This window comes from Bradyrhizobium sp. CB82 (assembly GCF_029714405.1).
Classification (GTDB): domain Bacteria; phylum Pseudomonadota; class Alphaproteobacteria; order Rhizobiales; family Xanthobacteraceae; genus Bradyrhizobium.
In genome coordinates this window covers 877,058-900,293 of sequence record NZ_CP121651.1, presented here as the reverse complement: position 1 = coordinate 900,293, position 23,236 = coordinate 877,058, and the positions used below count along the sequence as shown (strand labels likewise).

At 64.0% G+C, this 23,236-nt stretch carries 21 protein-coding genes and 1 pseudogene; 5 read left to right on the top strand and 17 right to left on the bottom strand.

Annotated features, from left to right (window positions below; translation table 11 throughout):
• Positions 1 to 1,662: 1,662 nt before the first annotated feature.
• Both QA640_RS48230 and QA640_RS48225 read right to left on the bottom strand, forming a co-directional pair.
• Entirely contained in the window at positions 1,663 to 1,857 is a 195-nt protein-coding gene (locus QA640_RS48230; protein ID WP_283043897.1) for a hypothetical protein, read from the bottom strand.
• A 23-nt stretch (positions 1,858 to 1,880) separates the two neighbouring features.
• Positions 1,881 to 2,057, bottom strand: a complete 177-nt coding sequence (locus tag QA640_RS48225) for a DUF433 domain-containing protein (protein WP_349253792.1) — start codon at positions 2,055 to 2,057, stop codon at positions 1,881 to 1,883.
• Positions 2,058 to 2,343: 286 nt separating this feature from the next.
• Here QA640_RS48225 and QA640_RS48220 point away from each other — a divergent pair, with 286 nt between their 5' ends.
• Positions 2,344 to 3,528, top strand: coding sequence for an RHE_PE00001 family protein (locus tag QA640_RS48220; protein WP_283043896.1), 1,185 nt, complete (start codon positions 2,344 to 2,346; stop codon positions 3,526 to 3,528).
• 182 nt (positions 3,529 to 3,710) lie between these two features.
• Here the strand turns inward: QA640_RS48220 and QA640_RS48215 are convergent, their stop codons facing one another.
• Both QA640_RS48215 and QA640_RS48210 read right to left on the bottom strand, forming a co-directional pair.
• Positions 3,711 to 3,929 carry a DUF5615 family PIN-like protein gene (locus tag QA640_RS48215; protein ID WP_283043540.1) on the bottom strand — a complete coding sequence of 73 codons (219 nt, stop codon included), beginning with the start codon at positions 3,927 to 3,929 and terminating at the stop codon, positions 3,711 to 3,713.
• Entirely contained in the window at positions 3,926 to 4,498 is a 573-nt protein-coding gene (locus QA640_RS48210; RefSeq protein WP_283043539.1) for a DUF433 domain-containing protein, read from the bottom strand. The genes QA640_RS48215 and QA640_RS48210 overlap by 4 nt, the downstream gene beginning before the upstream one ends.
• Before the next feature lie 128 nt (positions 4,499 to 4,626).
• Between QA640_RS48210 and QA640_RS48205 the strand changes: the two are divergent.
• Positions 4,627 to 4,883: pseudogene (locus QA640_RS48205) on the top strand (DUF6088 family protein); the annotation flags it as partial.
• 10 nt (positions 4,884 to 4,893) lie between these two features.
• On the opposite strand, the gene QA640_RS48200 reads toward QA640_RS48205, so the two are convergent.
• The 12 genes from QA640_RS48200 to QA640_RS48145 all read right to left on the bottom strand — a co-directional run bounded on the left by QA640_RS48200 (position 4,894) and on the right by QA640_RS48145 (position 19,774).
• Positions 4,894 to 5,202, bottom strand: a complete 309-nt coding sequence (locus QA640_RS48200; protein ID WP_283043538.1) for a type II toxin-antitoxin system RelB/DinJ family antitoxin — start codon at positions 5,200 to 5,202, stop codon at positions 4,894 to 4,896.
• A gap of 141 nt (positions 5,203 to 5,343) precedes the next feature.
• A complete protein-coding gene (locus tag QA640_RS48195; protein WP_283043537.1) occupies positions 5,344 to 5,655 on the bottom strand; it encodes a DUF736 domain-containing protein in 312 nt (103 codons plus the stop codon).
• 660 nt (positions 5,656 to 6,315) lie between these two features.
• On the bottom strand, positions 6,316 to 7,242 hold the full coding sequence (locus QA640_RS48190; protein ID WP_283043536.1) for a zincin-like metallopeptidase domain-containing protein: 927 nt from the start codon (positions 7,240 to 7,242) through the stop codon (positions 6,316 to 6,318).
• A 293-nt stretch (positions 7,243 to 7,535) separates the two neighbouring features.
• Positions 7,536 to 8,123: a hypothetical protein gene (locus QA640_RS48185; protein ID WP_283043535.1), complete on the bottom strand. Its 588-nt coding sequence runs from the start codon at positions 8,121 to 8,123 to the stop codon at positions 7,536 to 7,538.
• A gap of 400 nt (positions 8,124 to 8,523) precedes the next feature.
• Positions 8,524 to 8,928 (bottom strand): hypothetical protein, encoded by a 405-nt coding sequence (locus QA640_RS48180; protein ID WP_283043534.1) that lies wholly within the window; start codon positions 8,926 to 8,928, stop codon positions 8,524 to 8,526.
• Positions 8,925 to 9,815 (bottom strand): hypothetical protein, encoded by an 891-nt coding sequence (locus QA640_RS48175; protein WP_283043533.1) that lies wholly within the window; start codon positions 9,813 to 9,815, stop codon positions 8,925 to 8,927. Before QA640_RS48175 ends, QA640_RS48180 begins: the two co-directional genes overlap by 4 nt.
• Positions 9,812 to 10,288, bottom strand: a complete 477-nt coding sequence (locus QA640_RS48170; protein WP_283043532.1) for a hypothetical protein — start codon at positions 10,286 to 10,288, stop codon at positions 9,812 to 9,814. The genes QA640_RS48175 and QA640_RS48170 overlap by 4 nt, the downstream gene beginning before the upstream one ends.
• A gap of 92 nt (positions 10,289 to 10,380) precedes the next feature.
• Positions 10,381 to 12,063: a ParB/RepB/Spo0J family partition protein gene (locus tag QA640_RS48165; RefSeq protein ID WP_283043531.1), complete on the bottom strand. Its 1,683-nt coding sequence runs from the start codon at positions 12,061 to 12,063 to the stop codon at positions 10,381 to 10,383.
• 247 nt (positions 12,064 to 12,310) lie between these two features.
• The gene (locus QA640_RS48160; RefSeq protein WP_283043530.1) at positions 12,311 to 17,410 is read right to left on the bottom strand and encodes an N-6 DNA methylase; all 5,100 of its coding nucleotides are present in this window, start codon (positions 17,408 to 17,410) and stop codon (positions 12,311 to 12,313) included.
• A gap of 163 nt (positions 17,411 to 17,573) precedes the next feature.
• Entirely contained in the window at positions 17,574 to 18,179 is a 606-nt protein-coding gene (locus QA640_RS48155; protein ID WP_283043529.1) for a DUF1419 domain-containing protein, read from the bottom strand.
• A 329-nt stretch (positions 18,180 to 18,508) separates the two neighbouring features.
• Positions 18,509 to 19,393 carry a DUF3991 and toprim domain-containing protein gene (locus QA640_RS48150; RefSeq protein WP_283043528.1) on the bottom strand — a complete coding sequence of 295 codons (885 nt, stop codon included), beginning with the start codon at positions 19,391 to 19,393 and terminating at the stop codon, positions 18,509 to 18,511.
• 204 nt (positions 19,394 to 19,597) lie between these two features.
• Positions 19,598 to 19,774 carry a hypothetical protein gene (locus QA640_RS48145; protein ID WP_283043527.1) on the bottom strand — a complete coding sequence of 59 codons (177 nt, stop codon included), beginning with the start codon at positions 19,772 to 19,774 and terminating at the stop codon, positions 19,598 to 19,600.
• A gap of 694 nt (positions 19,775 to 20,468) precedes the next feature.
• Between QA640_RS48145 and QA640_RS48140 the strand changes: the two genes are divergently transcribed.
• Entirely contained in the window at positions 20,469 to 20,726 is a 258-nt protein-coding gene (locus QA640_RS48140) for a WGR domain-containing protein (RefSeq protein WP_283043526.1), read from the top strand.
• Between the two features lie 76 nt (positions 20,727 to 20,802).
• On the opposite strand, the gene QA640_RS48135 is transcribed toward QA640_RS48140, so the two are convergent.
• Entirely contained in the window at positions 20,803 to 21,531 is a 729-nt protein-coding gene (locus tag QA640_RS48135) for a LuxR family transcriptional regulator (protein ID WP_283043525.1), read from the bottom strand.
• Positions 21,532 to 21,961: 430 nt separating this feature from the next.
• Here QA640_RS48135 and QA640_RS48130 point away from each other — a divergent pair, with 430 nt between their 5' ends.
• Both QA640_RS48130 and QA640_RS48125 read left to right on the top strand, forming a co-directional pair.
• Complete coding sequence (locus tag QA640_RS48130; protein WP_283043524.1) at positions 21,962 to 22,591, top strand: acyl-homoserine-lactone synthase; 630 nt, start codon at positions 21,962 to 21,964, stop codon at positions 22,589 to 22,591.
• Between the two features lie 39 nt (positions 22,592 to 22,630).
• Complete coding sequence (locus QA640_RS48125; protein ID WP_283043523.1) at positions 22,631 to 23,206, top strand: type IV secretion protein; 576 nt, start codon at positions 22,631 to 22,633, stop codon at positions 23,204 to 23,206.
• The last annotated feature ends 30 nt before the right edge of the window (positions 23,207 to 23,236 follow it).

Below are 23,236 nucleotides of genomic sequence, written 5' to 3'. Positions count from 1 at the left end.
TTGCTTTCTCAAGACGGTTTCCGCGCGTCAGACGCCTCATCTCCGTCTTGAGAGATGGCCACGATTCTATGATTTGAGCAAGAATTAAAGGGTTAACTAGTTCTTAAACTGGATGGCGTGCCCAACAGTTTCTTTTTGGTGAATCGTTGCCGTTGTCAGCTGACAACAACGGCCCCAGCCGGTGGAGCAAGCCTCTGTTTATAATTATAGCGTGAGTCGGCGGGACTGAACGGGCCCCGTCATTTTGTACCCTCGCCACCTGCTGCACCGATCAGTGTTGCTACCGTACGGATGCGCCGGCGCCCGCCTTCGATGGGCGCAAACTCCCTCACTTCTGGTCCAGTTACCGCGCGTCAGCGCTTACTTAGTTGCAGCGCTCGCGCCTTGATTCCTTGATTCCCGGCTTCCCAGCAAGCCGTTGCCCCGAAGTTCGCCTCCCTCGTAATCTATCGTCACGACCGGTGTTCTTACGAAGAGCACCCTTCCCGCCTCGCCTGACCTTGGCTCCGGCGCTCGGGCTGGATCCGGGCGGCGTGAAGTTTGCGATGTTGGCCCGCTGCGGCAAGCTGGGCTCTCGCGGTGTTCGATGCGTTACCGCGGCAACTTCGGCTTGGGCAATGAGCGAGCACTACACGGTCACAGGTCTCCGCAGGACGACAGATGTCGAGCAATCGACTCCACGCTTGCTCTTGCGCCGTCTGGCCACACCGAGGCGGAGCACCAGCCGCAACGGCGACCACTGGCGCGGCGCTAAGAACGGCCCCCCCACATCGGGGCCCTTGCGAACCGTTGCGGCAAAGAAAGCCAGTGTACGCTCGGGTCACCACCTCGACCCACGCCGTGCCGTAGATCGGCCTTGTGCCAGGACGGGTCCAATCCCGACGCGTGGCGTTCCAGTGCCCGAGGTTCGACGCTCCGATCGAAAGCCGGAGGCTTCCATGTCCGGGAGCGTCGCCCTCCTTTGATGGAGACCCATAGGTTTGTTGTCAGCTGACAACATCCATCCTCTTGGTCCGGTCCGCGCAACGAAACATGCCTGTGATCCGATCAGGCAGGCGAACGCGCTGCCGGCCATGGGGAAACAGTGCATCGTCAGAGCGGGCCGAGCGACTGCTTCGGCCAGTTCATCAGGGAGCCATCCGAAGCGTCAGGCATTGGAGCGGTCCTCCGTTGGCAGCAAGGTCGGCCAACGAGTCCGATCGGCGCGTTGAGTGAGACCGATCGGGCAGTCGAAGACGAAATGGTGCCATAATACCACTAACCCGGAGCATTTGGCCACTGACAACAAGTGCCTGCCAAGGAGATGTTGTCAGCTGACAACAACTGCGCTTGCGATCATATGTGGGCTCATTTTGCAGACACTCGTCCCCTCCAATCGCACCAAACGAGGGCCTGGAAGATCCTCGACCGTTGTTTGGTCGGGGGCGGGGAGCGTGATCCGCAGAGCGAGAAGCCGGCCGACAAGGCATTCCGCCATGGCCTCTACGACCATACCTTGACGACGACGAAGGCCCGAGCGCCCGGAGTAGAGAGCCGGTGGGAGACGCGTTCGGCGAGGGGGGAGGGCGCCTTCCACGCCGCGTCCGCTGATCGATCTCATGCCTGGCGAGCGTGAATTTGCTGCTTGCCGCCAAGAACGCTGTTTGCGTCTGACGTCCAACACTAGCAACAAGCGGCGATTTGCGACCGGAGTGGGAGAACCCGCACCCGCGCGGTCGGGATCGCTGGAGACCAAGGGCGGGCAGGCCATTGCATTAGCCCGCGATCGGACGCTTCCGCCGCACCCACCGCCGACCAATGCACCGCTTCGAACCCCGCGTTGTGGAGGAAAGGGACCCAGCACGGCGACAGGTTCATGTCGATCAGGAATGCGCTACAAATCAACCTCGCGCTCCTCGGGCGCGCGAGGCCGCGTGGCTCAGGGCCTCGAGCACGTCCTCGCGCGCGAGATAGGGATAGTCGGCAAGCAGCGCATCGATGCTGCGGCCGGCGCCGATCTGGCCCACGATCATGCCGACGGTGACGCGCTGCCCACGTATGCAGGGTTTTCCGCCCATCACGGAGGGATCTTGCGTAATTCGCCTAAACTCGCTTATGCATTACGCCTCGACAATCGCAATGCCAGCCTCTCAAAGCCGGTGCTGAGCGGGCATTCGAGGTGGCACGGGCATCCGGGAAGGGAAACGACGACGATCTCTGGTCGATCTTAGAGGCCCGCGGGCGCGATTTTCCGGGGCTGTACTCGGCAGACTCACTGGTTTGCGTCTCGGCGCCCAACACCATAGCGATGGTTCTAGCGAGAGGTCGGCGGGAACACGCACCGCTATGACGGAAGCTACCTTTATGATAGCTTCCGTTTCAACGATCCCCGCTAAGGTTATCAAGACCTTGTCATCCGGCTACCAAATCCCAGATCCGCTACCCTGGGCCCCTATCGCCAGTCTGCTCGCGTCCGCCGAGGATGCTCTCGCTCGGCTCGACGAGCGCCTCGCCAAAAGTCCGATCCGCGAAGGGTGGATCAGCCGGACGCACTTCACCGATGCGTGCGCGAGTCTATGGCTGGAAGGTGAGCTCGTCCACCTCGAAGATCTCGTTCTTCACGATGAAGGCATGGACATCCGCGCCCCCACACACGAGCTCACCCGCGCCCACACGGTCCTGCGCACCCGCCGTCGCATCGCCGCGGAAAAACCCGACTGGGCGCTGTCTGCGGCCGGCCTGGCCGAACTGCGCGGTCGGGGTGAGCAGGCCAAGGAGGGGAAGAGTAGCCGGAACGAAGGCGAAGCAGCGATGGACCACGATGGGGGAGGGGACCAGAACGAGGAGGATCTCGATGGCGCGCTCGGCATCATCGAGATCGATCCGCATCTGGCCGCCACTTTCGCCGCTGTCGATGCCGCGAATGCCAAGACCGAGCGGATGCTCGCCAGCGCGAGCCAAGTCCGATCCGAGCGGGACTCACTGGTGTACGATCTCGACTGGGACGAGGACGAACGTCTCGACGACTGGCACGCCATCATCGATCAGAGCCACACACTACCGCCAACGCTCGCGGCCGCGCTCGCGGCGGAAGCCTGGGTCACGATCGAACCGCTGCAGCACACACTCTGGCTCGGCCGGCTGCTCGCCGCTGGCCTGCTGCGCGCCCGCGGCAAGACCCGTTGGCATCTTCCCTGCTTGCATGAGGGACTCAAAGCCATCCCGCGTGAACGCCGGCGACCGCGCGACGCCGCAGCGCGGCTCGCCGTGCAGCTTGAGGCGATGACGGCCGCCGCCGAGGCCGGCTGCAAAGACCACGATCGCTGGCTGATGACCAGAAACCTGCTCGCCCGCAAGCTCGCTGGCCGCCGCGCCACTTCAAAACTGCCGGCACTCCTCGACTACGTGCTGGCCCGGCCGATCGTCTCGGCCGGTATGATCGCGGAAGAGCTCGGGATTACGCCCCGTGCGGCCCAAAACCTCGTCACCGAGCTCGGCCTGCGCGAGGCGACCGGGCGGGGACGCTATCGGGCCTGGGGGATTTTGTAGGGCGGCTGAAACCGCTGCCCATCACGGCAGCGGATCAATGCGGATGTCGGCCGCGAGTGTGATGGTCAGCACGGAATTGACGAGCAGATCCTGTGGACGTTCGCGACCAGCATCGGTGAGATGCGCGATCACAATGTCCATCAGCCGTTGCGCCTCGAGGCGCGCGACCGACGGCAAGATGATCAGACCGGGTGAGCATCGACGCTGCCGGCGAGCTTTCTGAAATCATCGGCATTTTCGGTGACGATGATGCGGTCTTCCTCAATAGCGCGCGCGAAGACGACGTGATCGGGATCGCGCAGCCGGCCGCGATCGGACGGATGGATCGCATCGTGCAGACCGTCCTGGTTGAGATGCTGGCTGAGCGAAGGCGAAATGCACTCGTCGATGAAAAACTTCACGCCGCCGATCCCCGGTGGCGCAGCACCGGGCGGCCAACCTGTGGATGAGTTTTTGCGTAGAGGAGGGCCGCCTCGAAAGCCCCGCGTGGGATATCGGGATAGTCCTCCATCAAGGTCTCGATCGTGTCGCCTGACGAGAGGCGGCCGTGGATCGCGCTCACGGTCAGGCGGGTGCCCTTGATGACCGGACGCCCACCTTGGACGCCCTCGGCGACCTCGATGAAGGCATCCCGGTCCGCAGCATAGCGCTCCGCGCGCTCGACCGCGTCGCGGGTCAGGGGGCCGACACGCAGAACCACTGCCGGCGCCACTTCGATCTCGGCCGTCTTCATGGCTGAAGGCGAGAGTGCGGCCAGTTCGCGCGCGACAAGCCTCTTGTCATTGACGGTTAGCCGCCGACCAAGAGACTTCACCGCAGCGGCAAGGGCAACCGCATGCAGCGGCAGCAGCCTGCCGCTGGCACCGCGGCCCGCGCCGAAGACTTTCTGCTCGAGCGCCTTCTCAACAACTGTCTTCGAGGTCTCGGCCAGAGCTGCGACTTCATTGGGGGTCAACAGGGCGGCACGCATAATTCACTCCTTGCCAGGAACGAATTATGGGAGCCTGGAAGGCGAGAATTCAAGGGGCCCCAAACAAGACACCCGATCCGGGTACCAGATGCAAGAAATAGCTGCGCTCTTTGCAGGCCGGACTCGACGACCAAACTCGGATACTCGTCGACGGCATAACCGCAGCGAATGATCTGGGCCTGACTGACGCCGTCCCGGCCAAAGTCGTGGTGCGTGCACACCGATGCTCGTCGCCGCGCGATCAAACTCGGCAACCTGACGCCTTCGTCCGACCCGTTGCCAGTAAGCTATTCTGTCCGGGCCACCAGCGATGCGCGCCATCCAAGCGCTTCACTGGTTGCGCGATCTCCGCGTGCAGAAACCAGAAAGGCCCCGCATTCGACGGGCCACGAATGTCACCACTCTTGCTCCGCAGCTTTTCGGAGCGCGGCGGCACGGCGTTGCGCAAAATGTGCTTCGACCTCGGAATCATCGAGATTGGGCCGGGTTTCCGCCAGCGCCTGGCTCACCTTCTCACGAAACCAGCTATCGTAAGCTTGGCTGTTGCTCACGAGTTCCAGAGGAAGCATCCCTTCATTGGCCGTGCGCGTCAGCAGGATCCGAACGGCGTCGGATACCGTGAGACCCATGTTTTCCAGAACCGCAGTGGCCTTTTCCTTCACGTCCGCATCGATGCGGGTTTGGACCAAGGCATTCGAAGCCATAGCGACCTCCCTATTCTCACGCGCAGCGAAATGTAATACATTTGAATGACATGCACCAGTGGCTATCACGGCCCCGTGACCCGAGGCTGTGACAGCGGGCAAATGGCCCCGCCTTTCGGCGGGGCCATTGCCGTGGGCCCCTCAATCCCGATTCGGGCGGGACCAGATGAGCTGGAGACCTTCCTGGCCCTCCACCTCGATCAGGGTGGCATAGATCGGAGCCGGGAAGCTCGGATCGTCCAGCTTGACCGAGAGGTAATCGCGCTCGGTGTCCCGGGCGGTCTTCTGCCAAGCGGCTCCCAGCTCGACATTGCCGGCGAAGATGCGGAAATGCGGTCCCTTGTCGGAGGGGTTCTCGACCCGGACCAGCTTGGCTTTGGCATTGAGAGCGAGGGTGCGAACAGTGCCGGTGAAGCCGTTGCCGGTCGAAGTGAAGGTGCCGATGGTCGCCATTGTCGTGTCCTTTCAGTTTTCCGGGCCGCCCATCGCGGCCTCGATGGCTGGCGGCAGACCGGAGGCGATCGACCCGCACCCCGAAGGGGCCGGCACGCAGTAGAGGGCAGCCAGGGCACGACTTTCTTGGCTTGCGCGAGGAATGGACGCGCAGCGGCCAGGGGAAGAAAGTCGTAACCGGCTGTTGCGGGGATAAGAGCGAGGCGGCGCTTTAGCGACGACGGCCTTCGGTCAGACATGCCAAATCGAGGACGACGTGGGTGTGCCTGAAGAGACGGCCGAGGAACACGACTTGCGATCATCGAAACGTTGACCGAGGAAAGAACCCGATCACCGCTCATCGCACACATCTGGCAACCCCTCAGGCTTGCGGGTCGACACCCCAAACGGTAAGCGCGCTAGTCTTCCGTCAAGAGAGCCACGCGGCCCGAAAGTGAATCCGAAGGCCGCGAGCGAGATTGCTCGGCACAGCGACGACCTGTGCAAAGTCAGAACGTCGTCCTCCTCGAAGGACGGCACGCAAGCCCCAATCAGGTGGCGCAGCACGAGGAATGAAGGGACGCTGGCCCTGGAGCGGCCAACAAGGCCGCATCTCTGCGCTGAATCACCGGATAGCTAAGGGGGCCGGCAAGCGCCGGCGTAAATCACGCTATAGGCTCATCATGCTGCCTCCTCGACGTCTACGGGCTTCGGCTGCTGGTCGTGCAGATAGGCGACGGCGCGTTGCGCATGCGCAGCTGCCGAGAAGATAAAGCGCTTCTCACTCGACAAAACGTCCAACCACGATGCGAGGTAGCTGGCATGATCCGGTCGCGGTTCGAGTTCGGGAGAAATCCCGAGATCCGCGCAGAGGAAGCAGCTCCCGAGCTCGGCGACCAGCTCTTCGCGTGCGCGCTCGCTCCGATCCTTGCCATATCGGCTGAGATCGCGGTTGACGCGGTGAACGGGAGCGGTCCAATGCGCGGTCTCATGGGCTCTGACGGCGACATAGGAGGCGGTGTCGCGAAAACTGTCGATCGTCGGCATCTGAATGTGATCGGACGAGGGCGCGTAAAACGCCATCGAGCCGCCATGCCGAACAATCGCGCCGGTATTGGCAAAGAAAGCGTCGGCGTTCGCGTTACGCTCAATCGTTGATGCGACAGCGGCCGGCCGACCGTAATAATGCTCGGGCAAGCCATCGATTTGATCGACACAAAAGACGGTATAGGCCTTCAAGAAGGAGATATCCCTTTCGATTTCGTCGCCGCGAGCGTCGGTCTCTGTCTTGGTGAAGCGGCTCGCGTAAACCACGGTGCTGCCAGTCTCGCCCTTTCGGACGTGCGCGCCGAGTTCGCTGGCCTGCTTGAACGTCATCCAAACCGGAGAGCAGAAGCCGCGCGCGATGGCTTCTGACCAAAGCAGCACGACGTTGATACCCGTATAAGGCTGGCCGTTGTGTCGCAGCGGTCGCCTGATGTGGCCTGCGATATTCGCGGCCGCCCAAGGTTGGACCCAAGGGCGCACACCGCGTTCGAGCTCCGCGACAATGCGGTCCGTGATGCGGACGTACAGGTCGCCTCGCGCCTTTTCTCCGTTCCTGTTCATTATAATGACTCCGTTCGGGAGGCCGCGCCCATCGCGGCTCCTCACGGGGTCCGCCACCGCCGGGCCCAAGGTCCGCGCACCCGCAAGGGCCGAAGCACCGCGAAGGACGGCAAAGCCGTTGCGCGGGCCTTGGGTCCGGCGCAGGACCTCGGACCGGGAGGGGCCGACGATGGCGAGCAGCACGGGCGGCGGCTCCCTTTGTTGCAGCGGCAGCCCGAAAAAGGGCCGATCTTGCGGACCGGCCCGTCGGTGGCCGAAGGAAGAGGCGCGGGGCCGAGGCCCCGCGCTGAGGGTTAGTCGAACGCCGACATCTGCGCCTTGGCCGCCTTCCGGCCCACGATGTCGGTCGTGTTGTCGACAGGACGCTCGAAAGGCTTCCAGGTTTCGCCGACGACCTTTTCGTAGGCGGCGACGGCGCCTTCAGCGGCCATACGAAGCGCGTGAGCCTGTACGCCCATGTCGGCGGCGAATTCACGCTTGCGCTGTGCCTGGCTATCGAAGCCGACCGGACCATCAAGGTCCCCATCGCGGCTGTCGTTGGCGAGCTTGGCAGTCGCATCTCGCGCTTCAGTGACTGCGCGGGTGTAGAACTGGCCGGCGCCATGCGCGGAGCCGACATAAGCGCCGACGATCCGCTGAAGGTGAATCTGCATTGCGCGTTCACTCAGGCCGTCCTTGAGTGCGTCGGCGGTTTCGATGATGAGCCGCTCGTGCAGGTCGCGGATGCTATCGCTGTCCAGGATCGCAAGGCCGAAGCTTTCGGAGATGCGCTGTGCCTGTGCCGAGTCGGGGCAGGCGAGCCGGACCATTTCGAGAGTGGTGCCCTTGCGAAGCGGGATGACACGGGCGCTGGCGCGAGAGGAGCGAGCAGGTTTGGTCATGGTGAATTCCTTAGCTGGTTTCGCCGTCAGGTTCGATCCGGCCCCTGCCGGACCTCCCTTCGGGTGCGGTCGCCCAGCGCCGCCGGGATGAGGGCCGCTTCAAGGTCCGGGGACCGCCAGGCGAGCGAGGTCCGGCTGCGGACAAGCAGGGTCCAGCTTGCTGGAGCCCTGCGCCGAACGCAGCCGGGCCTTGCCGAGATCGGCGGTTCCTGGTCGCTTGCGACTTGGCCTTGAAGCGGACCGCCGGCGGCGCAGACGGCAGCAAACCCGAGGGGAGAGCCGACAGGGTGCGGCCCGGGTTGGCGAATGCGGAAAGGTTCGACCAACAGACCGCAAGCTTCGCGCCGTGCGTGCTCGAGATGTTCGCCTGAAGCGAGCCGCAAGGTCGGCTTTGGCCCCGCTAGGCCGCAGCGCCATGTCGCTTGCGCGGACGACAGTCGGCTGGACTGGGACATTCGTCCTTGCACTCCGGGTCGTCACGAGCGGGGCGAGACTCCGGCGCGCATCGAGCCCGCAGCATCTCGATCGCAGCATCTTGCCGGGCGAGCTTGCGCGAGAGTGCATCGATCTCCGGCTGGCGCTCTGCGGTGATCGCCGCAAGGTTTGAGCGATAGCGTTCGAGGAAAGCGCGCGGGTCAGGCAGCTTCCCGCGACGGTATCCGGACCGCTTACGGCCAAGCTGCGGGATCAGCGTCGTCATGCGGCGGATGATCTGCCGATCGATCATGTCGATCTGGCGCTGCGTCTGGCGACGCGCCTCCTCCATGCGCGAAAGTTGGGCGAGGCGTTCGGGGGAAGCCTTCATGGCGACGTCCTTCCCTGCCAACCGATGAAGCTCGATGATCCCGAATAGACCGGGTGGCGAGTCTCATCGACGACGAAGCCGAAGCGGCCAATCCGGTACTCGTCGGACGGGACGAGGAAACGTCGCTCCTCGGTACCCGCGCCGCGTCTGCCGCCCGGCGTGGCGATGACTTCGACAAAGCCCGGCTGCTGATCCGATGAGATCGCCGACACGACGATCCAGTTGTCGGCGTGGTCCTTCTCGAAGGCGCACCGATCCTTCTCACGGGATTCGCCGGGCTGTAGCACGATCCGGAAAATTGCCTCCCACGCATCGGGCCAGCTATCCTTGATGGTGCGTTCGGCGCAGCACCGCTCGTAGCTGGTGAACAGATGCGGGAAGGTGATCGCCACGATCGCCCAGGCCTCGTCTTCCTCGTACCAGCCGCTCCGCGCGCGCAGTACAGGGCTGACCCTGCGGTTGCGCTCGGCCGAGAGATGGAAACCGCCGTGGCCCGCCGTCGAATGGCAGACAATGCCCTCCGCATAGACGGTTGCACCCTGCGACGAACCCCATGGCGTGTTCGCATTGGAGCCGGTCTCGCGACGGCCGAGCGCACGCATCTCGCGCTGATGCTCGGCGTTCTGCACGACCTTTGTCCGGAAGGCCGCCTCGTCGGCGAGCCCGCCTGAATGGCCGTAGAAGTCAGAGCGCTTCCATTCGGCGATCGGCCGGTTGATGCGCCAGCCGGTCGCGAGATAATGGCGGGCGTCGCGTCCCGCCAACATGGCGAACGCCGTATCGCCGACGCGAGCGACGAGATAACCGTCGCCACTGCGGCCGAACTCGACCTCGGGAAATCCAGAATTCGAGTCCGTCATGGTGGCGAGGGGTGAGGGCGTCCTCATGCGGCCGTCCTCCCCTCCATGACGTCGGCTGCCGGCGCATCGGTTGTCACCTCGTCGAGAACCGCATCCGGATAGCCGTGGCTCTGCAGCCAGGTTTCGGCGTCGGCGCGGCTGCTGGCGAGATAGACGAGTTCGGTGTCCTCGCCAGGTCGGCTGAGCACGCGGACTGCACCGACCCTCGGGCGCTCGGTCACGACGAACCTCAGGTCGCTGTCGACCGAGAAGGTCCGGTGGACGCGAAGCACCACAACACCGCCGCCGCCATAGTCGCTGGCGTGCAGTGTGATGGTGGCGCCAATGACGGTGTTGCCGACGCGGCGTTCTGCCTGCTTGCGGATCAGCCGACCGCCGCTGTTGCGGTGTTCCCAAGCCGCGAGCTTCTTGCGGTGCTGCTCCGGTGGCCGCGGCGTGCCGTCAGAAAACCGGATGATCGCTCCGAGCGGGACGAGGTCGTAGATCAACTGCGCGGACATGGATGTCCTCCTGTTCATGGGTGTTGGAAACGAAGCCGCCGCCGGCTGGGCCGGCGGCGGGATGTCGTTCGGATCGCCGATGGCGGCCCGAGCTACTCAGCCGCCTCACGGAACGCCTCATCACCCGAGGCTTCGCCGCTGTCCTCGTTGCCAGCGTCCGGGTCCTCAACCTGGTCTTCGACCTCGTCAGCGGTGACGGCGTTCTTCGCCAGCCACGCCAGCAGGTTGACCTTGTCTGGAGCGAACAGCGCTGCCGGATGAACGAAGCGGCCTTCCTTGAAGTGCTCGACCAAAGCGGCGCGGGTGTCCTTCACCTTCTGGCGCGGGAGAACCGACGCGTCCTTGCACGAGCCTTCCAGCGCGGCGCGCGACAGGCACGACAGGAAGTCGTCAGTGCCCATGTTCGGCAGGAAGTTGTCCGCTCCGACCACCTCGCCGGCGAGGCGCGCAACGATGCCGCTGTCGGTGCGGTTTTCCCGGCACGAGAGAACCTCAACGAGGATCGAGCGCGCCGCAACGCGCAGTGTCTCCATGTCGAGGACGAGCTTGCCATCCTGATCGAACAGCGTCGCTGCATGGCGTGCAATCCGGCGGTTGCCGTAATAGGTGCCGCCGCTACCGGAATCGACGGAGACGTTCTGGCCGGCGAAGGCGAGGATCAACAGCGCCATCAGCGCGTCATCCTCGACGGGCGCGCGCGCCAGCGCCTCATGGAGGGCATCCGTTCGGAAGTCGCCGATGATTTCGACGCCCTTGCGCGTCACGTCGGGACGCGGCTTCGAGGCCGCTGTGCTCTCGTCGGCAGCGTCAGTACCGGCCGCCGTGCCCTTGTTCTTCGACTCCTTCGCCGCGGGCATGCGGTAATGCACGCTCTGCACCCGGCCGTCACGGTCGAGATACATCGCCGTGCAATCCGTCTTCGACGGCTTGCCGTAGACGCGCTCCGCCTTCGGCGGCAGCTTGACCTCGCCCCAGTTCGTCGTCTCGGCGATGATGCCCTTCTTCGGCAAGTTGTTCGTCATCCACTCTTGTTGCGCGCCAAGAAACGCCTCGACATCTGTGGTGTAGCGGCTGTCCTCGTCCGCCGGCGCGAACAGGTCCTCGACCCATTGGATGCCGTAGGCCTGGGCCAGGTCGTCGCCGAAGCTGGCGTGACGAGCGTACATGCGCACCTTGGTCAGGGCCTGAGCCACGCTCCCCCACGACACCTGCGGATCCGCCTTGGAGGGCTTGTGCTTCTTCCAGACCTCCTTCTGCTCGTCGAGCGACGCCGAGGCGATGGTACGAAGCTGACGTTCGTCTGGCATGTCGCCCTTCGCCATGTGATCGAGCATGATCGGCAGCACGTTGGCGAGCAGGCGGAGCTTCCTGATCTGCCGGACGGGCAGGGTCAATGCGACGCCGATTGCCTCTTCGGTCCAGCCGAGCGCGACGAGGCGTTCGATCGCGCGCCACTGGTCGACGGGATTGAGCGCTTCGCGCGCGATGTTCTCGATCATCGAGCGCATGGCACCGTTGTCGTTCGCTGCCTCGTCGACGAGGACGTCGATCTCCTCGAGGCCGGCGGCGATCGCCTGCCTCACGCGGCGATGACCCGCATTGATGACATAGCCGTTGCCGCCACCGGTCTCGGGCGTGATGACGGGCGGCTGGACGATGCCGACGGCCTTGATCGTCGCGAGCAGCAGGGCGTCGGCCTGCGGCGTCGACTTCGTCTGGCGCATGCGGTCGGGATTTTCGTTGAGCGCACGCGGATCAATCTTGATGAGTTGCATGGGACTTCTCCTGTTCGGGTTCGCGGACCGCGCCTTGCGGGCCCTTCCTCGTCTTCTTCCCGAAGACACCCCCGGGCCCCGCGGAGCGGTCGGGCCGGCACAACTGCGGCCGAGCATCCCTGCCAGGCCGGACAAGCAGGGCTAACAGCCCTGCGAAGGACGACGGGCTGGGATCGCGCAGGCGGCGGTTGAGCGTCAGCGTTGCCGACCTGACCACTCTGCGAGCGGGTCTTCCCTTCCTCCCTCATCACGCTGCGATTGCGCTCCCGCCCGTGCCCTCCACATCCGTCGCAAGGGCTTTCTCGACCTCCGCCAACTGCCGCCGCTTCGCGGCGAGATCGGCTGCGAATGCGAATTCGCCGTCCTCGCGCGATCGGTACGAGGCGAGCCGGCGACGCGCGTCGGCGAGACGCTGGCGATAGCGCTCCCGCTCGCCCTCGAAATCGTCAAATGCATGCTCAAGGCGAGAGATCGCGCCGAGCGGCGTCACCGTGACGGCCAACTCGATCTCACGCTCTTCCCCGGTGCGGATCAGCATGGTGCCGTAGCGATAGCCATCGCGGCCGTAACGCTCGCCGGAGTATTCGAGGTCGAACCCACCGATCGTTGCGATGATGGTCTCGCCCTCCTGCTGGAGTTGCAGGAGGGTAAGGATTTCCTTCATCAGCGCGCGGCCGGCCCCCTTGCGCTCGACATAGCGCTTGCCGGCCACGGTCGCGGCGAAGGCGTCGCCGGCGGTCGGAACAAGGCGCTCGATATCCTTGCCGACCTCCGCGATCCGCCGCGTGCAGAACTCGATATCGCGTTCTGCGTCCCGGATCTGCCGGCGGACGGCGTGCTGGTCGTCGATATGCGCCGCACGCAGACGTTCCAGCCGCGCGATGTCAGCTTCGAGCCCTGCCTTCTGCATCAGCCGCTGATCGCCGCTCGCGATCGCCTTGGCCATCGCAAACTGATTGGCCTGGCCTTCGCCGAGATCCTCAAGCCGACGGATGGAGGTGTCGCCCGAGAGCGCCGCGGCGATGAAGCGGGCCTTGCGCTCGTTGTTCTGCCACATGCTCGCGTCGAGCGAGCCCTCGGTCGCATAGGCGAAGATGTCGATCACGTCGTGCTGGTTGCCCTGGCGCTCGATCCGGCCCTCGCGTTGCGCGATCTGCGACGGCAGCCAGGGCACGTCGAGGTGATGGAGCGCCTTCAGCCTGAGCTGTGCGTTGACGCCGGTGCCCATCGTGTCGGAGGAGCCGATCAGGAAGCGGACCTTGCCCGCGCGCACGTCACCGAACAGACGCTGCTTGGCCTCGGACTTCTTGTAGTCCTGCATGAAGGCGATCTCGGACGCGGGAACGCCCATGCGAATGAGCTCGTCTCTGATCCAGCGATAGGCCGAGAAGCCGCGCGTCTTCTCGACGCTAATGGTTCCGAGGTCGGAGAAGATCATCTGCGCGGCGCCCGGCAGCTCGTACGGCTTGCCGTCGGCGCGCACGTAAGTTTTGTCCGACGTCTCCTCCCAGATGCGGAAGGCGTTGGCGACGAGGAGATTCAGCTTGCTGTCCAGCTCATTGTCGTTCGACGGATCGACGAGGCGCAGGTCGATCGCCGCGTGGCGGCCGTCGGTGATGACGGAGAGCAGGATGTCGTCACCCAGCTCCGGCGGCCGGTCGCGCGTCTCGATCGCCTTGATCCGCGCGTCGAGCAGGGCTTGGTAGCGCTTGAATGCCGGCGTCGGCTTTGCGGTCACGATCTGGCGCTTGCCCGTCGAGATCGCCGGGACCTTCACGTACTGCCGCAGGTCCTCCGGCATCACCACGTCAGCGAAGGACCGGAACATGGCGATCAACTCGGGGACATTCACGAACGTGGCGAAGCGTGTGACCGGCTTGTACCTGCCGGACGGCTGGAGCTCGAGCTCCGTCGAGACATCGCCGAAAGTCGAGGCCCAGGCGTCGAACTCGTGGAGCTTGCGATCCAGAAGTGCGCCGTATCCGAGATAACGCTGCACCGAGAACATCTCACCGAGCGTGTTGGTAATCGGCGTGCCGGAGGCGAGCACCAGCGCCCGCCCAGGGTTCTTGGTCTCGATGAAGCGCGACTTCACATAGAGGTCCCAGGCGCGCTGCGAGCCGTTGGGATCGACGCCCTTTAACGTCGACATATTGGTAGCGAAGGATAGCTTACGAAACTCCTGCGCCTCATCGAGGATGATCTGGTCGACGCCGATCTCGGAGATGGTCAGGAGATCATCCTTGCGCGTGGCCAGCGCTTCGAGCCGTTCCTTCAATCCCTCCTTCAGGCGCTCGAGGCGTTTGCGCGAGACGCGATCGTCGCTCTCGACCTTGGTCAGGAGCTGCTCGTAGAGTTCGAGCTCGTTCTGGATCATCTTCTGTTCGAAGGCGGACGGCACGCCGATGAAGCGGAAGGCCGAATGGGTGATGATGATCGCGTCCCACGTTGCGGTCGCGGCGCGGGACAGGAAGCGGACCCGCTTGTCCTTGGTGAAGTTGGTGTCATCGGCGACGAGGATGCGGGCACCGGGATAGAGCGCCAGGAACTCGCGCGCCGCCTGCGCCAGGCAATGGCCGGGAACGACAAGCATGGCCTTGACAATCAGGCCGAGCCGGCGCTGCTCCATGATCGCGGCCACCATCGTCATCGTCTTGCCGGCGCCGACAGCGTGTGCGAGGTAGGTCGCTCCAGAGGCGATGATGCGCCAGATGCCGCGCTTCTGATGTTCGTAGAGAACGAATGCGCCTGAGGCGCCCGGCAATTTCAGATGCGAGCCGTCGAAGGCGCGCGGCACAATGTTGTTGAAGCGGTCATTGTAGACCCGCGCCAGTCGGTCGGTCCGGTCCGGATCGGACCAGATCCAATTCTGGAAGGCGGACTTGATCCTCGAGAGCTTCTCCTTGGCGGCCTCGGTGTCGACGACGTTGAGGACGCGTCGCTCGCTGTCGCCATCCTTGATGGTGTCGAAGATCTGCGGGACGGAGGAATTGAGCGCATCAGAGAGAAGCTGGCCTGCGTGCCGCCGCTCCGTGCCCCATTCCGACGTGCCGGCGGCCATCCAGCCGAGCTGGCGGGCCTCCACGGCCCACGAGGCCAGTTCCGGCATGTGGTGGATCCTGATCTCCGCACCCATCGTCTCCTTGACGAAGGCGACGATGTCGGCGGCGGGAATCCACGGCGCGCCGAGGCGCGCGGTGATGTCCGAGGGCCGAAGATCGGCGGGCTGCACCTCCTGCAGCGCCCTGACGTTGCGCTCATAGGTCGGATCGAGCGCGGCCGCGGCCTCCGCCGCCGCAAGCTTCGACCGGACCGCGCCGGATAGATAAGCGTCCGCCGTCTGCCAGGAACCGTCGGCAGGATCGTGGAAGATCGCGCTGCCGAGCTCGGCGATCACGTCGTCCGCGTCGCGGTGCACAAGCTCAGCGATGTGGCCGGGATCGACATGGCCGCGCTCGTTGAGAACGACGGCCAGCGCGTCGGCGGCGCTGGTGATGACGGGCGGCGCTGGCGGGGCAATTACCCGCTCGGTGAAGATCGGGCCGGGCCTCGCTGTATCGGATTCGAGGTCGTAGTCCTCGATCGAAGCGACCAGCCAGCAGTCCGGGTCGTCTAGGAAGGGCTGGAGGTTGGGGCGGCGATGCGTCTCGCGGACCTCGCCGGTTTCCGGGTCTTCGCTCGTCGACACGACGGTCGTGTTGATCGGGCCGAAGGCGCGCACGAAGTTCGACCACACGATGCGTAAGCGGACCTGTGCGTCCTTCCACGGCCGGTCGAGTTCCTGATATTTCAGCACCTCGCGGACCGCGTCGCGGATCGGGATCAGCTTCTGGATGATCCGAGCGTGCTTCTCCGGAACACCATCGGAACTGCGGCCCTTGCGCACCGTGACGGCAACTGGCCGGCCGCCAAGCATCTGCATCAAGCCATGCCGGCTATCAAGCAGATAACTGCCCTCGCGCGCCGTGAGGCTCGCCGAGCTCTCCGACTTCGCCGGCACGGCCTCGCACTCGTCGTTGGGGTCGACCGCCTCCGGTTCGCCGTCATAGATTGCGTTTGGAAGGAGGGTGATCGCCTCGTCCAGTGCGGTCGCGAGGTCCTCGCCGTCACGCGGCGCACAGGTGTAGGTCTCGCCAAACGGGCCGGAGGTCAGCGCGTGCGCGCCGAGCACAAGGTGGCGATGGCACGCGAACCAGCGGCTGACCCGGCTTGCGCCCTCGTCCTCGGTCGCCGGGCGCACCTCGTCGAGCTCGAGCCACGAGAGGTCGCCTTCTGCCTCGCCGTGCTTGCGCCGCCGGAAGAACAGGATGTCGACCACGACGTCGGTGCCGGCATCGGCGCGGAAGCTACCCTCCGGCAGACGGATTGCACCGAGGAGATCGGCGTGCTTCGCGATCAGCGCGCGCGCCGAGCCATCCGCCTTATCCATCGTGCCGTGCGACGTGACGAAGGCGGCGAGACCGCCCGGCTTCAGCAGCTTGATCGCCTTGACGATGAAGTAGTCATGGAGCCGCAGACCGAGCGAGCGCAGCGCGCGGTCCGAGCGGACGGTGCGATCGGAAAAGGGCGGATTGCCGATAACAAGGTCGAACCGCGCCGGCAGCTCGGTGCGCGCGAAATCGCCGGTGACGATCCGCGCCCGGGACTGCAACAGCCGCGCGATGCGCGCCGTGACGGGATCGAGCTCGACGCCGGTGACGTGGGAGACCTCGCGCAGAACCGGCGGCATCAGCGCCGGAAACAAGCCGGTGCCGATGCCGGGCTCGAGCACGCGGCCACCGCGCCAGCCGAGGCGCAGCAGACCCGCCCACATCGCCCGGACGATGAACTCCGGCGTGAAATGGGCATACTGCGTACAGCGTGCCAGCGAAGCGTAGTCAGCCTCATCGACCGCATCCTGCAGATCGGCCCCGATCTCGTCCCAGCCCTTCGCGAATTCGGTTTCGCCTGGTCGGCGGAAGACGCCATTGGCGAGCTCTGAGGCGCCGAAGCCGGTAAAGCGGATCAGTTGCCGCTGCTCCTCGGCCGTCGCGGGGCGCTCCTCGGCCTCGATCTGTGCGGCGAGCCGAACTGCGGCAATGCTGTCGCGGGCGCGCTGCTTCCAGCCCTTTGCGAGGCCGCGCTCGCCGGAAAGATAGAAATTGTCGCCGCGCTTGCGGGGACCGGACTCTGAGCGCCGCGCCGATCCTACCGCCGGCGCAGCCGAGGCCGGCGTCGAGGGCGGCGGATCATCGTCATGGTCGTCACCGCCGAAATCGGCAGCGAAGGCCGTGACGCCGAGGCCCAGGCTGGATGAAAGGGCGGTATTGCCGAAGAGGTCGAGGGTGAAAGGATCGTCATGCGACATGGAAAATGTCCTCCAGTTGGGCGCGCGCCGCCGTCCGCCGACGCGGGCTGCGGCGGACGGCACGGCGTTGCGGGAGTTGATGAGTGGGCCGGCGCCGGGCCGGGGCTGAAATGCGACGCCCGGCGCGAGACCGGGCTATCGCGGGGCGGGGAGGGAGGTCGGGCTAGGCCGCGACCGTATCCGGCAGATGGCGGAACTGCACCGGTAGCTTGGCCGCGATCTCTGCCTCGGTGAGGTCGTCGAGCAGCTTCAGAACCGTGCCCTTCTCGCCGGCATAGACGAGTACAGTGCGGCGGCCGCGCATGGCCTGTGGCCAGCGCTCGCCGGCATAGCCGCGATAATCGTCATGCGTGCTCGACCAGATGTGCTCGAGCCGCTCGTCGCGCGTCATCGCGCGCAGGGGCCGTGACTCGCGCTCGATGATCGCAGCCTTCATGCGCTCCGGCGACAGCCGATCGGAAAGATCGCAATAGCCATGGAACCAGCGCCGCTTTCCGTCGATGGCAAAGGCGAAGAAGATGCTGGTGACGCTGCCCGTCATGAATTCGCGCATCGCGAACATGTCAGCGCGCATGAACAGCGGCGGCAGGATCTCGAGCATGTCGTCGTGCTCCCGCTCGTTGATTTCGAACCACTCACCGGCGAAGAGATGTTGGCCTTTACCTTCGGCCATCGCGGGATCACCACGATGGCGGTTGAACAGGCGGTGCATCTCGTGGCGGGTCGCAACGCCTTCGAAGACCTTGCGGATAGTGGGGGAGGTGTGCATGGGCGGCTCCTCTAGGCCTGGTCGGACTGACAGCGCGAGCGATCCGCCTGATCTCTTCGTCACTTCAGTCCTTCATCACACCTCCTCGCCGGCCGCATCGCAGGTCCGGCGGGTCAAGGGCCGCGGAACGCGGGCGAAGCCCCGCCCTTGACGCGCCGGCCGCGCATGCGGCAGCGCCTCATTCCCATTTCATTTCCCTTCCATCATTGTTCGATCTCCGTTTCCTTTGCTCAACGCCGAGGGATCGAGACGCACTCTGCGGAAGCCTTGGCGCGGCGCCGCCACGCGGCCTGCGCGTCGCTCTCGCGCGCTACATCAAGAGGTCGCCGTCAGGCTCTTAAATCCTCGTTCCAGTCGCCGGCGCACGGCCGCAATCGGTCATAGCGCGCACTTGCATCCGCCGCGATGGCGCGAACACGGTCGGCGTAGATGTCGCCCTGCCGATTGTTGTCGGTTGCTGCCACGAGCCAAGCGTTGGCGCGCTTGGCCAAGCCGCGGATGGCGTCATCGGTTGCCGGCGACCAACCGCCGCCGGTGCTGACATAAAGGGTGTCAGGGCGCAGGACCTCGATCGCGGCGAGGCTCATGGCATCGATGGCCGCCTCGGTGATGCAGATCCGCTCGGACTCCTCCGACCCGAACCGAAAAAGCTCCTTGGCGCCGTCCGTGGCAAAGCCCCGCCATACCGGTCCACGTTCCTCCCAGCCTGTGAGCGCTCCAGTGGAATCGTGATGCGCCGCCCACATGCTGCCTTGGGGGCCTTCTCGCAATCGGTCGTTAGCGACCGCCTGCTTCACGATGTCTGCCGGCAGGCCGCGCTCGCCGGTGAGATAGCGCCAGGCTGGCGAGCCGGGGCGCGGCCTGAAACGACGTTTCCACCGTTCTGCAACGGACGCGAGGGCCTTGGGCCTTGCGGGGCGCTGCCACGCAGGTAGGCTGGGAACGAAGCCAACCACATCCGCAACACGATCACATGCCTCGACGAAACCAGCGGCACCGAGATGTTCGGCGAGCAAAAACACGTCCCCTTTCGCCGGCGACAACGGATCGAACCAGCCGCGGCCTTGGTGGATGACAATGACGATGCTGCTGTCGCGGCGATACTTGATCGCGCGCCGGGTGCTTTCCTTGACGTCGACCTTCCAGCCGTCTTTTTCCAGCACAGCCGCACAGCCAACCTTGTTGCGCAGCGCTTCGATTTCTCTCTTGTCCATTTGTCTGCACCGGGGTCGCGCAAGCGACGTCCAGCCCCTTCTTCTGTTGGTCTCAGTTGTTCCTAGTCTTGCGGCACATCCCCGACCGGCCGCGAAGCCTGCCGAATGCAAGGGCGCGCTGACCAACCGTCAGTCGCCGGATCGTCGGCGCGGCGAAGCCTCCCTTGCAGCCGGCATGGCGCGAGCGGCAGCCGGTCACCCGGCTCAATGAGCCGGGCACCAGGGGTCGTATTCATGAACGATGGCGTCCTGATCGCCGTCGTATTCGCTGGAAACCATCACGCCGAACTCGTTCTCAGTCTGAAAAAGGATGACCGGCACCATCAGCGTGCGGGCCAGATCGAAGGCGTGGTTCTGAGCGAGGGTGAGATTGTACGACATGAAGGGCTCCTGTCTTGCGGCGGGGACCATCCCCGCTCGACAGGCGCCGACGTGTTCAGGGGCGGCTGCGGTCACCTCGTAGGCGAAGCCGGAGAGGTCGCACGCTTGCGTAGCGAACCCCTTGCGGGTTGATCGTGGAAGGCCGCACCAGAACCAAGGAAAGCCCATTCGAGAGCGGGGTTGGTCCTTCACCGGACGCATGTGAGCCGAAACGCACATGGGTTCGTTCCGCGGATGCAGTGTCGGTCTGATTGTCCGCGAGAACAGCCGCCGTCCTTTTGTCCAAGCAAAAGTCGATTTGCCCACCTGGCGGGTGCTCTGCGCAATTTCCGCGTCCGTTCGACGTCTTCGAGGCCATAGGCATCGCTTGCATTTGGGAGTTCGGATCCGACGCTTATACGGGAGCCTGCGAGAGACCCAGTAGCTGTTCGGGACTTAGGCCGCTTCGCGTCAGGGATGGCAGCCCGTAAGGGGGAAGACCCGCCCGCGGGGCTTCAGCGAAGCCAACAGCCCGGCCCGCAGGGCGACGCCCATCTTCTTCGCAGTCGAAGGCGCACGACAGCCAACATATTTTCCGAGACCAGTCGCGAGCACCTCATGGCTTTCGTCATTGATATTAAACTTTTGAATCGAGAGCCCTGATCGATTCGATAAGTTAATTGGACAGCGCTTTCGATGGTTGCGATTCTTGCGCATGTCCGAACTCACGGTGCCATACCTCGTGCTCCAACGGTGCGATCCGGCCTGCAACATGGCCAGGTTCTATGTCCTCACGATCGAACCGACTCTGTTCGGTGACACAGCGTTGGTGCGCGAATGGGGGCGTCTCGGCCAACGCGGCCGCCGGCGGATGGATCTGTTTGCTGGGAGGGTCCAGGCCGTAGAAGCACTCGAGGCGTGGCTCGTCCGCAAAAGACGCCGTGGTTATGTTCCAAAGACTCCCGCACCTTGAATGCAGCCGCCCAACCTACCATCCCGATTGAGCCGCGATATTGGAACTTCTTACAATCGGACAGTTGTTTTGCGCATTACGGGAGCAATCCCTGCCGAAACGCGAGGGCCACGGCGTGCGGGAGGGTCAATGCAGCAAGATTTCGCCTGGCATTGTCCAGATGAAACTTCACTCCTCGCGGCGTGACATTGAGAAGCTCCGCAATGTCCTGCATCGTCTTGCCGTCAGAGATCCACGCGAGACACTGCCGCTCGCGCTGTGTGAGTGGGCTCGCCATCCCGCTGCCTGCTGACACGCGTCCGATCTTGGCGCTCACATGGGCATGGTAGGTGAGACCCACCCTGTACAACACGTCTTCCGATGTCTCGATGAAGCGATCGAGCCCAAGACTGCGATCGTCGACCGCCAGCGTGAATGCCGCGTACTGGTTTTGGCTGGAGGGAATACGAACGGTGAGGCCGGTCCTGATCTTGAAGCTGAGCGCATCGTCGAACAGGCGGCGTTCTTTCGCCGACTTTGCACTTCGCGCCTCACGGCCATCCCACAGGAACATCCGATTTGTGCTTCGCGGCTCCTGAAGAACGGGATCGATGTTGTGATATCCTTCCCGAAAATAGTGGCTGGTCCAACTCTTCGGATAGGATGAGATCAGGTTGGGGCCATTCACGCGCTGACCAAAATAAGCGAACCACCGAAATCCCAATGCATGCGCGGCTCGTTCCGCGACGCGCCGAAAATCATCTTCCGTATGGGCAGAGTGAAGACAATCGACAAACTCGTTGCACGCCCTCTTAACATCTTTCATTGCACCACTTCAGTTACTTCCAAGTCCCCAAACGCGATACCTTCGATGATTCGCGCTATACGTGCATGGCATCTATTGACACGTTGCGGCAGCTTTGCGGCAAGAACAATTCTAAACCTGCGTTCTGACAGACTCGAAATCAGGTTTGAGCGCCGCCCTCAGGCAGCAACGGCAAGCGCGGTCGTCGAAGTTGAAACAGCCTCTGACTGCGGCGCTCAACACAATGATTTTCTCCGTCCGCGGAGGACGAGAAATTCCCATTCTTGCGTGTCGGCGCTTTCCGAGACTGCGCGCGCGACGATCGCGCGCTGCGATTGTTGCTCACGGCCCCAACAGTTCCACAACGCCCTGTCAGAACTGACAGCGCAACGCTGTGACCACGACTGCTTTCTTGATCTCGAAGCTGTGATTCGTAAGCTTGAGGTTAAGAATGAAGGTCATTGTGCGCACACGTACAGCGCTCTTGCGCGACCCTGAACTAACGGGGGGAATGCATCGCCTGCGAGGGCGCGTCTTCAAGGAACGGCTCGATTGGGACGTCTCTATCTCCGATGGGTTGGAGATTGATCAGTACGACGCATTCAACCCGACCTATCTGTTGGCGCTCGAGCAGAACGCCGTTGTTGGTTGCGTTCGCCTGCTACCTGGACACAACATGCTCGCCGATACGTTCCCGGTGTTGCTGGATGGCCACGCGGCGCCCAAAGCAGACCGGATCTGGGAGAGCTCGCGCTTTTGCGTTGATACCCAAAACGTCGCAACGATAGCCGAGAACGGCTTGCGGAAAGCGACGTTCCTGCTCTTTGCGGGAATGATTGAATGGGGCCAGCGGCGCGACCTTCAGGCCATAGCAACCGTCACTGATCTGCGCATGGAGCGCATCCTGCGCCGGGCTGGATGGCAGCTCGATCGCCTCGGCACACCTCGTCAAATCGGGGCGACCAAAGCCGTGGCTGGACTGTTGCCGATCACCAATGACGCTCTGGATGCGATCCGAGCGTCCGGGAAGATTTCCGGACCTGTGATTGAGGTGCCGTCAAGCCCAGCGCTGGCGGCTTAGCATCGAACGTCTTCAGCTCCGACAAAAAGGTTCTCAGCCATGGATCCCGCTGCATTTGCGGCTCTGGTCGAACAGTGCGCGCCGACGCCGGATCTGGTGCGACCGCTGACAGCGATTGTGCGGCAGGCAAGTTCGTTCGAGCCGCTGCTCATCACAATTGCCGGGCGCAAGCCGATTCCAATTCAGGCAAGCGACCGTAACGAAGCCATCCAGCTCGCGACCGAGGCCAGCGCCACGGGCCAGCAGGTCCGGACCGGTCTTGCTCAACTTGATGCCGAGGAAACAAAGCAGGCCGGCCTGACCGCTGCCACGACATTTGACGCGTGTCAGCACATCGCAGGACTTGGCAGATTGTTTGACGCGCGACTGCAAGCAGCGAACATGAAAATCCCAGACCGCGACCAGGCGATTGCCCGCGTTGTCGTGAGCTTCACGACCAAGAGCTCGAGCAAACAGCCCGGACCCCGCATTCAGCCGATGGCGTCCGTCGGTGCCGACGAGTCCACGGGTGACGTGTCGCCCATCAAAACACCGGCACACACTACCGGTGAACCTCCGCGCTGGGACGTCTATCGCTCGGGACTCGGCACGTCCGCCTTCGTCTATGCACGATGAGGACCGTCATTGTTTCATTTTCAACTCAAT

Coding starts and splice junctions, on each gene's coding strand:
- QA640_RS48230 (WP_283043897.1), bottom strand. CDS start 1,857: ATGAACCTGTCGCCGTGCTGGGTCCCTTTCCTCCACAACGCGGGGTTC.
- QA640_RS48225 (WP_349253792.1), bottom strand. CDS start 2,057: ATGGGCGGAAAACCCTGCATACGTGGGCAGCGCGTCACCGTCGGCATG.
- QA640_RS48220 (WP_283043896.1), top strand. CDS start 2,344: ATGATAGCTTCCGTTTCAACGATCCCCGCTAAGGTTATCAAGACCTTG.
- QA640_RS48210 (WP_283043539.1), bottom strand. CDS start 4,498: ATGCGTGCCGCCCTGTTGACCCCCAATGAAGTCGCAGCTCTGGCCGAG.
- QA640_RS48200 (WP_283043538.1), bottom strand. CDS start 5,202: ATGGCTTCGAATGCCTTGGTCCAAACCCGCATCGATGCGGACGTGAAG.
- QA640_RS48195 (WP_283043537.1), bottom strand. CDS start 5,655: ATGGCGACCATCGGCACCTTCACTTCGACCGGCAACGGCTTCACCGGC.
- QA640_RS48190 (WP_283043536.1), bottom strand. CDS start 7,242: ATGAACAGGAACGGAGAAAAGGCGCGAGGCGACCTGTACGTCCGCATC.
- QA640_RS48185 (WP_283043535.1), bottom strand. CDS start 8,123: ATGACCAAACCTGCTCGCTCCTCTCGCGCCAGCGCCCGTGTCATCCCG.
- QA640_RS48180 (WP_283043534.1), bottom strand. CDS start 8,928: ATGAAGGCTTCCCCCGAACGCCTCGCCCAACTTTCGCGCATGGAGGAG.
- QA640_RS48175 (WP_283043533.1), bottom strand. CDS start 9,815: ATGAGGACGCCCTCACCCCTCGCCACCATGACGGACTCGAATTCTGGA.
- QA640_RS48170 (WP_283043532.1), bottom strand. CDS start 10,288: ATGTCCGCGCAGTTGATCTACGACCTCGTCCCGCTCGGAGCGATCATC.
- QA640_RS48165 (WP_283043531.1), bottom strand. CDS start 12,063: ATGCAACTCATCAAGATTGATCCGCGTGCGCTCAACGAAAATCCCGAC.
- QA640_RS48160 (WP_283043530.1), bottom strand. CDS start 17,410: ATGTCGCATGACGATCCTTTCACCCTCGACCTCTTCGGCAATACCGCC.
- QA640_RS48155 (WP_283043529.1), bottom strand. CDS start 18,179: ATGCACACCTCCCCCACTATCCGCAAGGTCTTCGAAGGCGTTGCGACC.
- QA640_RS48150 (WP_283043528.1), bottom strand. CDS start 19,393: ATGGACAAGAGAGAAATCGAAGCGCTGCGCAACAAGGTTGGCTGTGCG.
- QA640_RS48145 (WP_283043527.1), bottom strand. CDS start 19,774: ATGTCGTACAATCTCACCCTCGCTCAGAACCACGCCTTCGATCTGGCC.
- QA640_RS48140 (WP_283043526.1), top strand. CDS start 20,469: ATGTCCGAACTCACGGTGCCATACCTCGTGCTCCAACGGTGCGATCCG.
- QA640_RS48135 (WP_283043525.1), bottom strand. CDS start 21,531: ATGAAAGATGTTAAGAGGGCGTGCAACGAGTTTGTCGATTGTCTTCAC.
- QA640_RS48130 (WP_283043524.1), top strand. CDS start 21,962: ATGAAGGTCATTGTGCGCACACGTACAGCGCTCTTGCGCGACCCTGAA.
- QA640_RS48125 (WP_283043523.1), top strand. CDS start 22,631: ATGGATCCCGCTGCATTTGCGGCTCTGGTCGAACAGTGCGCGCCGACG.